At 47.1% G+C, this 14,918-nt stretch carries 14 protein-coding genes; 10 read left to right on the top strand and 4 right to left on the bottom strand.

The window, feature by feature from the left end:
- The 4 genes from Q0389_RS05475 to Q0389_RS05460 all read right to left on the bottom strand — a co-directional run.
- On the bottom strand, window positions 1-787 hold a 787-nt coding region (locus Q0389_RS05475; RefSeq protein WP_298692465.1), incomplete at its 3' end, for a TolC family protein.
- Entirely contained in the window at window positions 780-3,908 is a 3,129-nt protein-coding gene (locus Q0389_RS05470; protein WP_298692462.1) for an efflux RND transporter permease subunit, read from the bottom strand. The genes Q0389_RS05470 and Q0389_RS05475, both read right to left, overlap by 8 nt.
- Window positions 3,909-3,920: 12 nt before the next feature.
- The gene (locus Q0389_RS05465; RefSeq protein WP_298692459.1) at window positions 3,921-5,054 is read right to left on the bottom strand and encodes an efflux RND transporter periplasmic adaptor subunit; all 1,134 of its coding nucleotides are present in this window, start codon (window positions 5,052-5,054) and stop codon (window positions 3,921-3,923) included.
- On the bottom strand, window positions 5,051-5,521 hold the full coding sequence (locus Q0389_RS05460; protein WP_298692455.1) for a MarR family transcriptional regulator: 471 nt from the start codon (window positions 5,519-5,521) through the stop codon (window positions 5,051-5,053). Before Q0389_RS05460 ends, Q0389_RS05465 begins: the two co-directional genes overlap by 4 nt.
- 188 nt (window positions 5,522-5,709) lie before the next feature.
- On the opposite strand from Q0389_RS05460, the gene Q0389_RS05455 reads away from it, so the two are divergent.
- The 10 genes from Q0389_RS05455 (at window position 5,710) to Q0389_RS05410 (ending at window position 14,680) form a co-directional block, all read left to right on the top strand.
- A complete protein-coding gene (locus Q0389_RS05455; protein ID WP_298692453.1) occupies window positions 5,710-6,507 on the top strand; it encodes a polysaccharide deacetylase family protein in 798 nt (265 codons plus the stop codon).
- Between the two features lie 51 nt (window positions 6,508-6,558).
- Window positions 6,559-7,419 (top strand): hypothetical protein, encoded by an 861-nt coding sequence (locus tag Q0389_RS05450; protein WP_298692450.1) that lies wholly within the window; start codon window positions 6,559-6,561, stop codon window positions 7,417-7,419.
- 57 nt (window positions 7,420-7,476) lie between these two features.
- The gene (locus Q0389_RS05445; protein ID WP_298692447.1) at window positions 7,477-8,613 is read left to right on the top strand and encodes a succinyldiaminopimelate transaminase; all 1,137 of its coding nucleotides are present in this window, start codon (window positions 7,477-7,479) and stop codon (window positions 8,611-8,613) included.
- A complete protein-coding gene (locus Q0389_RS05440) occupies window positions 8,610-9,077 on the top strand; it encodes a hypothetical protein (protein WP_298692444.1) in 468 nt (155 codons plus the stop codon). The genes Q0389_RS05445 and Q0389_RS05440 overlap by 4 nt, the downstream gene beginning before the upstream one ends.
- On the top strand, window positions 9,074-10,384 hold the full coding sequence (gene murC, locus Q0389_RS05435) for a UDP-N-acetylmuramate--L-alanine ligase (RefSeq protein ID WP_298692442.1): 1,311 nt from the start codon (window positions 9,074-9,076) through the stop codon (window positions 10,382-10,384). Before Q0389_RS05440 ends, murC begins: the two co-directional genes overlap by 4 nt.
- Window positions 10,385-10,714, top strand: a complete 330-nt coding sequence (locus Q0389_RS05430) for a hypothetical protein (protein ID WP_298692440.1) — start codon at window positions 10,385-10,387, stop codon at window positions 10,712-10,714.
- Window positions 10,711-12,930: an endonuclease MutS2 gene (locus Q0389_RS05425; RefSeq protein WP_298692438.1), complete on the top strand. Its 2,220-nt coding sequence runs from the start codon at window positions 10,711-10,713 to the stop codon at window positions 12,928-12,930. Before Q0389_RS05430 ends, Q0389_RS05425 begins: the two co-directional genes overlap by 4 nt.
- A gap of 219 nt (window positions 12,931-13,149) precedes the next feature.
- Window positions 13,150-13,989 (top strand): hypothetical protein, encoded by an 840-nt coding sequence (locus tag Q0389_RS05420; protein WP_298692435.1) that lies wholly within the window; start codon window positions 13,150-13,152, stop codon window positions 13,987-13,989.
- 108 nt (window positions 13,990-14,097) lie between these two features.
- A complete protein-coding gene (locus tag Q0389_RS05415) occupies window positions 14,098-14,403 on the top strand; it encodes a hypothetical protein (RefSeq protein WP_298692432.1) in 306 nt (101 codons plus the stop codon).
- A complete protein-coding gene (locus tag Q0389_RS05410; protein ID WP_298692430.1) occupies window positions 14,393-14,680 on the top strand; it encodes a type II toxin-antitoxin system RelE/ParE family toxin in 288 nt (95 codons plus the stop codon). Before Q0389_RS05415 ends, Q0389_RS05410 begins: the two co-directional genes overlap by 11 nt.
- Window positions 14,681-14,918 lie beyond the last annotated feature (238 nt).

The following is a 14,918-nucleotide window of genomic DNA, read 5'->3' as shown; positions in this document are numbered from 1 at the left end:
TTGTCTCGACTCTGGCAGGGTTTCGCCCCAAGAGGAGGTTAAATGTGGCCTCTTCGGCAATTTTTGATGCTTCAAGCTGCGAGTAAGTAGCTTGCGCTTTTTCATATTCGGATTGTGCCTGCAGGTATTCGGTTTCGGCAATAACGCCGTGTTTGTATTTAAGCTCGGTTATACGCAAAATTTCAGAGGTGACCGTGACATTTTCATTGGCCAGTTTGATTTGGCTGCTCAATGACGAAAGTTTGACGTACGAAGCGGCAACATTGGATACGATAGAGAGTTTTACACTCTCTTTAGCATACTCCGAAGAGAGCAGTGCGGCTCTGGCCGCTTCGTTGGCACGGCGTACTTTTCCGAAGAGGTCGATTTCGTAGCTGGCCAAAGAAAGTGATCCGGCATAGGTGGAGGTGACTCCGTTATAGAGATTTCTCCCCCCGGATGCTGCATTGTAAGTGCCTTTGCGGGTTAGTGAACCGGATGCATCGATTTGGGGATAGAGGTATGATTTTGCCTGATCAAACTGTCCTAATAAGGCATCGACGGATGCTTGTGAGATTTGCAAGTCATAGTTGGCGTTTAGCGCCGTTTCGACGGAAGCGCTCAAGCGTTCATCGTTGAACTGCTTCCACCATTGTAAATCGAGTGTTTTTTGTACCGACGTATTAGCGTCGCTATTAAGAAACTGTTGCGGTACTGCGACTTCTGGTCGGCTATAATCAGGGCCGATGGCGCATCCGCTGAAATAAAGGGCCGAAGCGACTGTCAGGCTGAGGGTATATTTAGTCATGGCTCTCTCCTTTGTCAGGGGCAATTTTTTCTTTAAAGGTCGAAACCCAGTAATAGAGGAACGGAATGAAATACCGTTCGATAAAGGTTGCGGCCATCATTCCTCCGAACATTGCGATACCGATCGAGAAACGTCCCGCAGAGCCGGCTCCGCTGCTGAAAATCAACGGAAGCATCCCGGCTAGGAATGCGAACGACGTCATCATCATCGGACGGTAACGAAGGCGTGCGGCTTCCATAGCCGAGTCGTAGATGCTTTTACCCATATGGCGCTGCTCCTCGGCAAACTCGACGACGAGGATCGCATTTTTTGCCGAAAGGGCTATTAGGGTCAACAAACCGATCTGGAAGAAAACGTTATTGTTCAAAAACGGAATGAACCAGACGACTGCATAGGCCCCCATTATACCGTACGGGACGGCGAGCATAATCGAAATCGGCAAGGTCCAGCGCTCATACAACGCCGCAAGGATCAGATACACCATAATCAATGCAAACGCAATAATAATGAATGCTTTTGAACCGACCTGCTTTTCTTGCAAATAAAGCCCTTCCCAGTCATAGGTTACCGTGTTGGGAAGGACGCTGTCCCCTTTAGTTTCCAAGGTTTTGATAATCTCTCCGGAGCTGAATCCAGGGGCGGGTGAGCCCATAACCGTCATACTCAAAACACCGTTAAAGTGCTCGATAATTGCGGGAGCACTGGACATTTTAACACTGACGACACTGGAAAGCGGAATCAGTTTTCCGCTGCTGGAACGTACCCATGCACGACCGATGTCTTCCGGTGTCGCACGATACGGAGCGTCGGACTGCATCTGTACCCAGTAGGTTTTTCCGTTTTTATCGAATTGGTTAATATTCATATAACCGATTGTCGCCTGTAAGGTTTGAAACACTTCAGCGATTGAAAGACCCAATGTTTTGGCTTTTTCACGGTCGACGTCGACAAACAGAGTCGGTGTATTGACGTTCATCGTACTAAACGGATTTTTGATACTCGGCTCGGTACGAAGCTCGTTCAGAAAGTTATTGGTCGCATCGGCCAATTTGGTGTAATCGTTGTCTCCGGGCTGTAGCAATCGGATGCTGAACATATCCGAAGGGCCCATTCCGCGAATCGGCGGAGGCGGCATAGCGAATACTTTAGCATCGGAGATGCTTCCGAGTTTCGGTCCGAGCATATCGAGAATTTTGAAAACCGCGAGATCTTTGCCCCGTTCATCCCAGCCCGTCAGACGGGTGAATACGACCGCCGAGTTCGGTTCTTGCGAGAAAGTGAGGATGTTAAGTCCGGTGATTGCCGTATATTTGTAGACTCCGGGTTGCTCTTTCAGGATTTTTTCGACTTTTTTGACCACTTCGAGTGTCCGGTTGCTCGACGAGCCCTCCGGAAGATTGATACTCGTAATGAAATACCCCTGATCCTCCATCGGCAAGAACGCACTCGGAAGGGTTTTATGGAAATAGGCGATAAATCCATAGGTAGTGAGGTAAATGATCCCGAATATTGCTGCTTTTCGGATCATGAAGCCGGAACGGCGAACATAGTTTTCCGTCATGCGGCCAAACGCGCGATTGAACCAGCGGAAGAAGGCAGCCGGCTCATTTTCATGGTGTTTGAGAATCATCGCTCCGATAGCGGGAGCGAACGTCAATGCCATAAATCCTGAGAATACTACGGAAATTGCAATCGTAGCGGCAAACTGTTTATACAGCTGTCCTGTCATTCCCCCCATGAAAGTAGCCGGAATAAAGACGGCACACATGACAAGAACGATAGCGACGACGGGACCGGATATCTGCATCATCGCCTTGACGGCGGCTTCTCTCGGCGGAAGTTTCTCCGTTTGAAGTATCCTTTCCATGTTTTCGATTACGACGATGGCATCGTCGACGACGATTCCGATGGCAAGCACCAATCCGAACAGGGTGAGGGTGTTAATCGAGTACCCTAGCAGATACATTCCGATAAAAGCTCCTGTCAGCGAGATTGGAATCGACATGATAGGGATCATCGCCGCACGGCTGCTTTGCAAAAAGAGGTAGATTACCAAGCTAACTAAAACGATAGAAGCAAGAAGGGTAAAAACAACCTCTTCGATGGAAATTTTGACGAAATCGGTTGTATCGTAAGGGATACTGTATTCAATCCCTTTCGGAAATTTATGCGAAAGTTTTTCCATTTTTTCGGCAACTGCCGCGGAAGTGTCGAGCGCATTGGCGTTAACATCGGCAAAAATCCCGATCATCGCTGCCGGTTTACCGTTAACCCGTCCGAAGAATTCGTAATTTTGCGCACCGAGTTCCACTTTGGCAACATCTTTCAGACGGAGCGTCGAGCCGTCCGGATTGGAGCGGATAATGATATTTTGGAACTCTTTAACGGTAGAAAAACGTCCTTTGCTGGTGAGCTGCATCGTCCACATCTGCTCACCCTCGGTCGGAGCCTGTCCCAAACGTCCCGGAGCGACTTGAATATTTTGATCTTTGATCGCTGCGGCAATATCGGTTGTCGTGACACCCAAAGAGGTCATTTTGTCGGGGTTCAGCCAAACGCGCATCGCATAGTCGCGTTGCCCGAAAATCTGGCTCCGTCCGGCACCCGGAATCTTTTTGATCTCATCTAAGAGATTGGAGGAAATATAGTTACTGATTCCGGTCGCATCGTAGCTTCCGTCCGGCGAAGTAACCGCAACAATCAGCAAGATGTCGGAGGTTTTTTTCTGTACCGTTACCCCCAGATCCCGTGTCGTTTGCGGTAACAGTGCCAAAACGGAATTGATACGATTTTGGACGTCGACGGCCGCCATATCCTGGTTGACCCCGATATTGAACGTACACGTAATAGTGGCACTCCCCGGTAGAGCCGCCGCTTTGGAACTCATATACATGAGTCCGTCCGCACCTGCAATTTGCGATTCCAAAGGGGTTAGAATCGTATTGGCGATGGTTTGTGCATCCGCACCCGGATACTGGGCCGTAACTACAACCGTCGGAGGGGTGATGTTCGGCAACTGCGATATCGGAAGGCTTTTGATCGCCGAAAACCCGAGTAACATGATGATCAGCGCGATTACGATCGATAATACGGGCCGACTTATAAAAAATTTGCTAAACATGATAGACCTGTCTTATTTTTTTTCTGCGGGGATGATTTCGGCACCCGGTTTGAGTTTCACTAAATTATCCGCTACGATTTTCTCACCGACGCTGATTCCGCCGTTGATCACTACGTTTTCACCGATCCATTCTCCCGGAACCACCGGTTTGGGTGTTACGGTATTGTTGGCTTCGACGGTGTAGACAAATTTGCCTTGCTCTCCTGTCAGCAGTGTTTTTTGCGGGATGTAGAGGGCATTGTTCCACTCCATCCCTTTAACTCTTACGCGGACGTATTGTCCCGGAAGCAGTTTATGATCGGCATTGTCGATAATGGCACGGTAAGTGATCGTGCCGGTGGTGGAATCGACAAACGGTGCGATAAAGTTGATTTGCCCTTTGCGTGTTAGTGTCGAACCGTCTCCCAAAGTCAATTCAACTTCGTATTTCCCGTCTTTCGGCGCGATCAGTTTACCGCTGGCGATAGCATTTTGGCGTGCAATACGGTCGTTTTCGCTAAAGGTGAAGTTAACGTACATCGGATCGGTCTGATAGACGGTAGTCAGCAGTCCGTTGGCTCCGGCAGCGACATAGGTACCGTCATCGACTTTGGTTTTATCGACAAATCCGCTGACAGGCGCTTGCACCGTCGTATAGCTGAGGTTGAGTTTAGCCTGCTCCAGGGATGCTTTTGCTCCCATCAGCGCCGCTGCGGTATTACGCTCGTTCGCGGTTGCCGTATCGAGGTCTTGTTTACTGGCGGCATTGGCATCTGCGAGAGGTTTGGTGCGATTTAAAACAGCCAGAGCGTTCGTATGGTTTGCTGCTGCCAGTTCATACGCGGCTTTGGCGCTTTCCAAAGAGTTTTTAAAGTCGGAAGGATCGATGGTGTAGAGGGTTTGACCTTTGGTCACAAATGAGCCTTCGCTGTAAGCGCGTTTTTGCAAATATCCAGAGACACGTGCATAGACCTGAACGGTATTGAACGCTTGCGTTTGTCCTGTCGCTTCGAGAATAGCCGGGAAATTGCCGGATTTGACTTCTGTTGTCGATACGGGTACCGGTCCTTGAGGCGGTTTCTCCATTCCTGCCGCTTTCGGGCGTTCACAACCGGCAAGTGCCAGAATCAATGCGGATGAGAGGGTGAGGGTGGTGAGACGGTTCATACAGATTCCTTTGGTAAGTTTGTCGGGTAATTGAGGATGAGACACATTTGTTTGAGTACACGAAGGGTCGTTGCGAGCTCTTCGGAATCGAAATTTTGGCGAAGCGACTGGTTCGCTTGGAACACTACTTCCATTGTCGGCTTTTCCAACGCAACCCCTTGCGGGGTAAGGGTGACGAGGTTGCACCGTTTGTCCTGACAGTCGGTTGCACGTTCTATCAAAGAGCGTTTTTCCAAACCGGCAATCAGGCGGGTAACACTGGTTTTGTCTTTGCCGACGAAATCGGCGATCGATTGTTGTGTAGCACGTTTTTCTTGCCACAAGACCACCATTACTTTAAACTGTTCAATGGTCATATCGATTCCGTTTAATGCAAGCTGGCGTGTCAGAAAAGTGCGTGCCGCAAAAGCGGCATGGTTGGCAAGACATCCCAACGATTCTTCGTTCGGGCATTCGCAACGGTTCATAAAAGGCTCCTCATACGGATTCGAAAAAAAACAATTTAGTTGCATATACAACTAATTGGTCGAATTCTAATCGAACACTCTGAAGAAGTCAAGAGTTATTTATTAACAATGTAAATAATTTATTTCTCTTACAGGTTAAGGTTTCCGCTATAATCCCCACGAAATTTTTTTTGACAGGAATAACCGATATGTTCATCCGTTTGTTATGGATTATGCTCTTTATGCTTTCTCCTCTGTTCGCTCTCCCGCAAGAGCGGAAAATCCCGATTTTGGCGTATCACCGTTTCGGGGCCGAAGTGAGCGATTCGATGACGATTAAAACTTCTGTGTTTGCGCAACAGATGGAGTGGCTTAAAACAAACGGTTATACAGTGATCCCTCTGGATACCGCTGTACGCTATCTACAGGGAATAGTTAAATCGATTCCCGCAAAATCGGTCGTTATTACGGTCGATGACGGACATAAAAGCGTTTACAGCGATATGGCGCCGATCGTTAAAAAATATAACATTCCGGTAACGCTTTTTATTTATCCCAGTGCGATCTCGAATGCCAAATACGCGATGACATGGGATCAGCTGCGTGAGCTGGAAGCAACGAAACTGTTTCATGTTGAATCCCATACCTACTGGCATCCGAATTTTAACCATGAGAAGAAAAAACTTTCTCCGGATGAGTATGCCAAGTTCGTCGATAAACAGCTCGGAGGAGCGAAGAAAAAACTCGAAGAGAAAATGGGTCATCCGATCAAATATCTCGCATGGGTATTCGGTATTTACGATGATGCTCTACTGGTAGATGCTAAAAATGCGGGGTATGAAATGGCGTTTACGATTGATCGGCATCATGCCGCTTCGAACGCTAATGTAATGGCAGAGGGGCGTTATATGGTGGTTAGCAAACACACTATCAAAGATTTTGAGCACATGGTGGACGGAACGGAAGATCGGATGATACCGGCGAAGAAAGAGAGTGTAAAATATTGATCTGCTATAATATTTGGTATAAAAAACCAAAATATAACGAGAAAATAAAATATGGATGTTATTGCAGAAATTAAAAGGCCGTGGACGATCGAATGGTCGGTAGGAATACTTGTTGTTCTTACTGTAATAGGTAATATTTATAATTTGTCTAAAGGTTTAATGACACCTATTTCGTTTATTGGTACTGCAATAATATTGATTTCACTCTTTGCGATTTGGCAAAGAAAAAAGTGGGGTAGAAATTTACTATTCTTTTATTTTTTGTTGTTTTTACCGTTGCTCATATGGCTAATTGGGATATGGATGATTTCGCCTGAGTATCATTGGCGATTTAGTTTTAAATATTTATATGCTTTAGTCGGAGTTGGAGCATTTGTACTATCCGCATTTATGATGTTTATGAAACCATCCAATGAATGGTTTTCAGAGATGGAGGGTGAAACAGTTAAAGATGACTCTCAGCAACTATCATGGCATTTTCAGCTTACTCTGATCGTAATGTCTATGGGACTTGGATTTGTACTTATTACAATGTATGCAATGCTAGTGAATTTTCATACTATAGAAAAACAACTAATGATGAATGCTTCAACTTATTATTCAAAGCTTGCAGTCTTATTGAGTTTTGAAAGTCTTGATTTTCTTGTTGGAGCAATGGTGGCTTTATTCCCATTTGCTTTGATAATAGGATATTGGAAGAAAGAAAATATATTTTTTATGGCCCGTTTAATAACCATAGGGGCGATATTGCCTGTGTTGGCTTTTCCAGTCGGTAAAACATTTTTTCTATTTAGTATATTTTTCTTTTCAAAAGTTTTGATTATTGGAGTGGTCGTATATCTAGGATTACGCTTTGGACTGCGAGCCGCACGTTATTTCGATACATTGAAAGTGCCGATAGAGATAAAATAAAATACAGCCCCATCACGCTATAATATACGTAATTAATTCCATTACAAAGACCGTCCTTTGCATTTTGAACCGTACCCATTTGAAAAACTGACTCAGCTTTTAGAGGGGATCACTCCCAACCCCGCATATTCGCCCATCGCATTGACGATCGGGGAACCGCAGTTCGAGACTCCCGCATTTATCCAAAAATCGCTCTCGAAGCATTCTGAAGAGCTGCGCCGCTATCCGAAAACAGCGGGTGAAACGTATCTGAACGATTCGATGCGCGGATTCGTAGAACGCCGTTTCGGGGTGAAACTTCAGCCGAACGAACTGATTAGCAGCTTCGGGACGCGGGAAGTGCTTTTCAATTTCCCTCAATACTATCTGTTCGATAAAAAAGAGCCTATTATGGCATATACGAATCCGTTCTATCAGATTTACGAGGGCTCTGCGATTGCGTCACGCGCAAAAGTCATTCATTTGAATTTGACTGAGCAAAACGGCTTCAAACCGATCATCAATGAAGCCGAGCTTGCCGAATGCGATCTGGTCATTTTGAATTTCCCGAACAATCCGACGGCATCGGTACTCACTCTCGAAGAGTTGGGCGAATGGGTGAAATTGGCGCTTAAATACGATTTTTGCCTTATCAATGACGAATGTTACAGTGAGATTTATACGGCGCAAAAAGTTCCTTCGCTCCTCGAAGCCTCACTCTATGTCGGCAACAGCTCGTTCAAAAATGTCCTTGTGATCAACTCGATCTCCAAGCGATCTTCCGCACCGGGGCTGCGCAGCGGGTTCATCGCCGGAGATGCTGAAATTCTAAAAGGGTACGCCCAATACCGCACCTATATCGGATGTGCATCCCCGCTTCCGCTGCAAGCTGCGGCGGCAATGGCATGGGCAGATGAGGTGCACGTAGAGAATGCCAGAGCGGTCTATGCCGAAAACTTTAAAGCGGCGCAGGAGATTCTGGGGATCGAAACCTCCGATGCGACGTTTTACGTTTGGCTCCGAGTAGGAGATGCGCTGGAATTTACCCGCCGTCTGTACCGCGACTATAACGTCAAAGTGTTGCCGGGAGAATTTTTGGCACGCGGCGATGGGCGAGGCGAAAATCCGGGAATCGGCTATATCCGCATCGCTTTGGTCGAAGAGACGGTGCGCACGATTCAAGCACTTAATCGCCTAAAGGAGGCATTGCAATGACCGAAGAACTCAAAGAGAAGATATACAAGGCTCAAAGCGAAGGGGATATTGCATCGCTATATGTCCTCGAAGCGCAGGCACACGAGACGTTTGACGAAGATACGCTGATGGCCTTTTATGCCAATATTCTCGATTTGGCATTGGAGCGTTTGACAAACGCGCTGGAGAATTTGGAGAAACTCGATATGCAGGAAGTTCAGGATTTCGCGACGGTTCGGGCCTTGTACGAGTATGCGATCGAGCATTACAGTGCCGGTGCGATCAACGATGCCAGCGCATTATTCGAAGTTCTCGGCGGCATCACGAATGATGAGAGTTTTGCCGAGGCAGCTAAAATACACCGGGCGGCGTGCGATGCACAGATTTCGTTTGATGATTTTATCGATGAATACGTCGACATGAACGCGACTCAGGCAGGCGGGAAATTTTATATCAGTATCTTTAAAAAGGACATAGGACAATGAAAATCCACTTCATCGGGATTGGCGGTATCGGAATATCGGGATTGGCAAAATATATGCGCTTCAGCGGCCACGAAGTGAGTGGATCGGACATGAAAGCGACCCACATTACGCAGCGTTTGATCGATCGCGGGATTACGGTTCATATCGGGCACGATGCGGCGAATATCCCCGAAGGGTGCGAACTGGTCATCCATTCGGCGATTATCAAACCGACCAATTCGGAGATTGTCGAAGCCCATCGCAGAGGGATCGAGGTACTTCACCGCCGCGATGCCCTGCTGCGTATTTTGCAAGAGAAAAAAGTGTATGCCGTCTGCGGCGCGCACGGCAAGAGCACGACAACGGCAATCTTGGCTTCCATTATGAGCGGAAGTGCGATCATCGGGGCGGAATCCAAAGGATTCGGCTCAAATGTCCGTTATGACGGAAGTACCGATGTTATGCTGTTCGAAGCCGATGAAAGTGACGGAAGCTTTCTTAACTCCAACCCGTATTGCTCCATCGTCACCAATGCCGAACCGGAACATATGGAGTATTACAACTACAACATCGACGAGTTTCATAATGCCTACCGCCGATTTGTCGAGATGGCACCGGTACGGGTCATCAATGCGGAAGACCCGTTTATGGCGACGCTGGAATGCGATGCAATTCGACTGTTTCCCAGCGAAGATATCAGTAATATCCACTATATTCTGCTCGATGACGAGCCCTATACGCGGTTTACCCTGAAACACCTCGGAGAGTTCGAGGTATGGGGATTCGGCGAGCATATCGCGATGGATGCGTCGTTGGCGATATTGGCGGCCGTTCAGACGATGAGCGTCGCGGCGATTCGCGCGAATCTTCTCCATTTCAGAGGAATCAAAAAACGTTTCGACGTGATTTTCAAAGGTTCGGATCGCGTCATCATCGACGACTATGCCCATCATCCGACTGAAGTCAAGGCGACGATGGAATCGCTCAAAACCTACGCCTCGCTCAAAGGGTTTGACCGTATCATCGCGATCTGGCAACCGCATAAGTATTCCCGTACGATTGATAATCTTGACGCGTTTGTCGAGTGTTTCGAGGGGTGTTCGGAACTGGTCATTCTTCCGGTATGGGCGGCGAGCGAAGAACCGAGAGAAATCGATTTTGAAGGGCGTTTCGGACGCTATAATCTGACGATGTGCGACAAGATCAGCCGAGAAGGCGATACGATTCAGTCGATCAAAGAGGATAAAGTCCTCAAAACCTACGATCGCGATCTGATCATCGGATTCGGGGCGGGGGATTTGACCTATCAGCTACGAGGGACGAAGTAAATGGCCTACTTTCTGTGGTTTGGTATCGTCGCACTCATCTTTGCGCTGATGCATTATTTCACAGAACTGAGCGGCCGTCAAAAAGGGTTTATCAGCCTCCTCGTCGCACTGGCGGTATCGGGCGCGATCGCCTACAATATCAGCAGTAACCGCGAACGAGCACAGATTACGCAAATCGAGCTGAACTACCGGCAGGGCAAAACGATTCTATGCGGCGACGTCGAGGTCAACGCCAGTGAATTTACCTACAGTGAAGGGACTCAGAGTTTTGTCGGAAACAAAGGAACACCCCATTATCAGCAAATTTTTAATGCCCGTGAGTGTCGATGAGTCCGCTTTCTTCTAATCTCGCCGAACTCTTCGGCAAACTCGATCTCCTCACCCATATTTCTTCGCTCGAGCACTTTTTTTCCCGCTCCCAAAGCATTGCGATTCCGGGGGATCAGGAACGTCATTTTCGCTATATTCAAGCACTTGATGCATTGGAGTTCAAAGCCCCTGCGAAGAGTGTGGCATTTGAGACGATCATCAACCATCTCAAAAAACAGGGTGTTTTGCGCTTCGAGGATATCCACGAACTGTTGAAGGTCGTTCGCTATTTCAGACTGATGCGTAACAACAACTACAGCGGGATTATCGGGGAATGGATGGAGACGATCATCATTCCCGAACCGTTCGGCGAGATCGATGAGTATTTCGACCATGAGGGAAACTTCATCGAATCGCGCGACGAAGAGCTCTATAAAATCGCTCAGCGGGTCAAAGCGATCAAAACAGAGATCAGCGACTCGATTAAACGGCTTTTTCACACCCAAAAACTCACCCCCTATCTCGTCGACACCCAAATCCACTACATTAACGACGAAGAGTGTTTGCTCGTGCGCGGCGGATTCAACCATGTCCTCAAAGGCTCCGTCGTCGGACGGACGGGAGCGGGATTTTTCTACGTAGCTCCCGATGCGGTATTGCGTTCCAAAGAGCAGTTGCGTACGATTTTACAAGATCGTGACGCCCGCTTGTACGATTATGCCAAAAAGTTCTCTTCCAAACTCTCAGGTTTAGTCCCTTTTATCGGATTCATCGACCGTGAGTTTGACCGCTACGATCATTATCAGGCGCGGGTGCTGTTTGCCCGTGCGCATGATTTTGCGATCCTTAAACCCCAAAACAACGCCGATGTCGTCCTCGAAGAGTTCTCCCATCCCGCTATCCACAAACCTAAACCGATCAGCGTCGATTTTCGCTCCAACCTCCTGATGATTACGGGGGTCAATGCGGGGGGTAAAACGATGCTCCTCAAATCGCTCCTCTCGGCGAGCCTGATGGCGAAATATCTCATCCCGATGAAGATCAACGCCAGCAAATCGCGCATCGGGAGTTTCAAGCGGATTGAGGCGGTTATCGACGATCCCCAAAGTGTCAGCAACGACATCTCTACCTTTGCGGGGCGGATGGTGCAGTTCAGCCATCTTTTCGAGCACAAAAGCGCCCTTGTCGGGGTCGATGAGATCGAACTGGGAACCGATAGCGACGAAGCGGCGGCACTCTTTGCCATCGTCCTCGATGAGCTGATCAAACGCGGTCAGAAGATCATCGTCACCACCCACCACAAACGGCTCGCCGCATTGATGGCGGATCGCGACGATGTGGAGCTGATGGCGGCACTGTACGACGAAGAGCGCCGCGTCCCGACCTATGAGTTTTTGCAGGGGGTGATCGGAAAGAGCTACGCGTTCGAGACGGCGTCACGCTACGGGATCAATCCCGCCATCATCACCCGCGCCAAAGCGCTTTATGGCGAAAATCACGAGAAACTGAGTGTCCTCATCGAGCGGGGCAGCGAGCTGGAGCGTGAATTGAAGCGGAAAAACCGCGAGGTGGATGAGCGTCTCGAAGCGCTCAAAGTGCAGGAAGCGGCGCTCAAAGAGGCGCGTGAAGAGTTACGTCATGAACTCGATAAGGAAAAAGCAAAACTCCGTGCGGGGTATGATGAAGCGATCCGCGAAGCCAAAGAGGCGGCACGGGGTCACGATATGGCGGCGATCCACCGTCAGCTCAACAAGGCACAGGCGAAACTGCCGAAACCCGAACCGATCAAGATCGCCGAACCCGAACCGATCAAATACGAAGTAGGGCAGACGGTCAAATACCGCACCCAGCGCGGAACGGTGGTCAGTGTCGGGGCGAAAGATGTGATGATCGAGGTGGAGGGGATGCGGCTGCGGGTCAAACTGCGTGATCTCAAACCGAGCGGAAATCTTCCGAAAAAGCCGAAAGTCACCGTCACCTCGCAGGTGGAGCAAAAGAGCGGTCTTAAACTCGACCTGCACGGATTACGCGGAGAGGAAGCATGCGAACGGATGGATAAATTCCTCTCCGATGCACTTTTACAGGGGTTTGATGAGGTGCTAATCTATCACGGGATCGGGACGGGGAAACTGGCCTACGCTGTCAAAGAGTTTCTCAAAGCTCATCCGAGTGTTAAGAGTTTTGCCGATGCTCCCGCTCATATGGGGGGATTTGGGGCGAAAGTCGTCCGTCTTTAAGTCTTCGTCATTCCCAACTTGATTGGGAACCCATCCGCTTTTCTCTTGTAAACTTTCAACTTTCATAGTAAAATCTTTAAAAATATGTCATTTTGTTTAATTTTGATAGATAGATTTGATATTCAGATATTCTAAGGGTCCGATAATCTGTTTAGAATTGGCGAAAAATAAGAATAAATAGTAATTACTATTTCAAGTATTTCAATGAAAGGTCTTTAGATGAGCTATAAAGCAAAAGTATTTAATGTCATGATTGCATCTCCTGGAGATGTTGCTTCAGAGCGTTCAATTATTCGTGATGTAATATATGAATGGAATGTAGTGCATTCAGCTTCAAGAAATATAGTGCTTCTTCCTATTGGGTGGGAATCTCACTCATCACCAGAAATGGGCAGTAGTCCTCAACAAATCATAAATAATCAAATATTAGATAAATGTGATTTTCTTGTAGGAGTTTTTTGGACTCGTATAGGAACTCCGACTAATAATTATGATAGTGGAAGTGTAGAGGAAATTGAAAAACATATCGAATCAGGCAAGCCGGTTATGTTATATTTCTCAAGTCAACCTGTGGTAATGGATACTGTTGATATTAATCAAGTAATAAAGTTAAAAGAGTTTAAAACATCTTGTCAAAGTCGGGGACTCTATGAAGAATACGACAGTCATACAGATTTTAAAGAAAAATTCTATCGTCATTTACAACTAAAATTGAATGAACATCCTTTATTTAGAGAAGTAAATATTGAAGCAATTGATGAAATTATAGAGTCTAAAACACAATTACCATCACTTAGTTCAGAAGCACGTATTTTGTTAAAAGAAGCAAGTTTAGACAATCATGGGAATATTATTCATCTGAGACATCTGGGTGGAACAGATATTCAAACTAATGGCAAAAACTTCATAATGTCTCATGAACGTCGAGAGGTTGCCAAATGGGAGGCAGCATTAGTTGAGCTTGTTAATAGTGGACTAATCATTGATAGAGGATATAAAGGTGAAATTTTTGAAGTTACAAATTTAGGATATCAAATTGCTGATATGATAGAAGTTTAAATATAGGAAATAGGGGACAGGCTACTTTATTTAGAGGTAGATGACCGCAATTTTGAAACTTTCTAAAAAACCTGTATAATATTCCGTAAGATTACACGGGAGATTACAATGGTGGCCTATAAATCCAACGAAATGATGAGTTCAACCGATGTCGCGAAAAACTTCGGAGCCGTCCTCTCCAAACTCGCAAACCATGAAGTGGATAAAATTTGCGTACTGCGAAACAATAAACCCGAAGCGGTAGTCCTCAGCGCACTCGAATACGAACAGCTTCGCGATTATCGTCATTGGAATATGATGAGCGAAAAAGAGTATCTTCAAAAATCGCATGAGAGTATCGATAGCCCACGGAGCTATTCGATAGAAGAAGTAGATGCCTATCTCGAACGGATCATCGATTCGTATGAACGTTAGACTTTTTCCCTCTTTTATCGCCAAACTTCAGCTAGTTTTGGAAAAAATTGCCGAGGATAAAAAAAGTGCGGCACACTCTTTTCGCAGAGAGATTTTACATGAATGTCAAAACTTGAGCGATTTTCCCTACCGATGCCGCCGCTCAATCCATTACAACGATGACAATATCCGTGATTTGATTTTTAAAGGGTATACAATTATTTATAAAATCATGGATGACGAGATAAAAGTGTTTGCATTGACAAAATACGAAGATTACAAAGATGAACTTTCATGAAAAAAGTTCTCATTCTTAGCGGTGCAGGGATCAGCGCCGAAAGCGGAATCCGCACCTTTCGCGATGCGGACGGACTATGGGAAGAGTATGATGTGATGGAAGTGTGCTCGGTCGAGGGGTTCGAGCGCAATCCAAAACTCGTGAGCGATTTCTACGATGCCCGCCGTCGCGACCTGCGCGACAGAGCCCCCAATGCCGCCCACGAGAGATCGGAAGAGCACACGTCTGAACTCCAGTC

Origin of the sequence: uncultured Sulfuricurvum sp. (genome assembly GCF_937936435.1) — a bacterium.
GTDB lineage: Bacteria > Campylobacterota > Campylobacteria > Campylobacterales > Sulfurimonadaceae > Sulfuricurvum.
This window is presented reverse-complemented; position numbering and strand designations above follow the sequence as displayed.

Coding starts and splice junctions, on each gene's coding strand:
- Q0389_RS05460 (WP_298692455.1), bottom strand. CDS start 5,521: ATGAACCGTTGCGAATGCCCGAACGAAGAATCGTTGGGATGTCTTGCC.
- Q0389_RS05440 (WP_298692444.1), top strand. CDS start 8,610: ATGACCGAAGAACTCAAAGAGAAGATATACAAGGCTCAAAGCGAAGGG.
- Q0389_RS05410 (WP_298692430.1), top strand. CDS start 14,393: ATGAACGTTAGACTTTTTCCCTCTTTTATCGCCAAACTTCAGCTAGTT.
- Q0389_RS05450 (WP_298692450.1), top strand. CDS start 6,559: ATGGATGTTATTGCAGAAATTAAAAGGCCGTGGACGATCGAATGGTCG.
- Q0389_RS05465 (WP_298692459.1), bottom strand. CDS start 5,054: ATGAACCGTCTCACCACCCTCACCCTCTCATCCGCATTGATTCTGGCA.
- murC (WP_298692442.1), top strand. CDS start 9,074: ATGAAAATCCACTTCATCGGGATTGGCGGTATCGGAATATCGGGATTG.
- Q0389_RS05425 (WP_298692438.1), top strand. CDS start 10,711: ATGAGTCCGCTTTCTTCTAATCTCGCCGAACTCTTCGGCAAACTCGAT.
- Q0389_RS05455 (WP_298692453.1), top strand. CDS start 5,710: ATGTTCATCCGTTTGTTATGGATTATGCTCTTTATGCTTTCTCCTCTG.
- Q0389_RS05420 (WP_298692435.1), top strand. CDS start 13,150: ATGAGCTATAAAGCAAAAGTATTTAATGTCATGATTGCATCTCCTGGA.
- Q0389_RS05430 (WP_298692440.1), top strand. CDS start 10,385: ATGGCCTACTTTCTGTGGTTTGGTATCGTCGCACTCATCTTTGCGCTG.
- Q0389_RS05415 (WP_298692432.1), top strand. CDS start 14,098: ATGGTGGCCTATAAATCCAACGAAATGATGAGTTCAACCGATGTCGCG.
- Q0389_RS05470 (WP_298692462.1), bottom strand. CDS start 3,908: ATGTTTAGCAAATTTTTTATAAGTCGGCCCGTATTATCGATCGTAATC.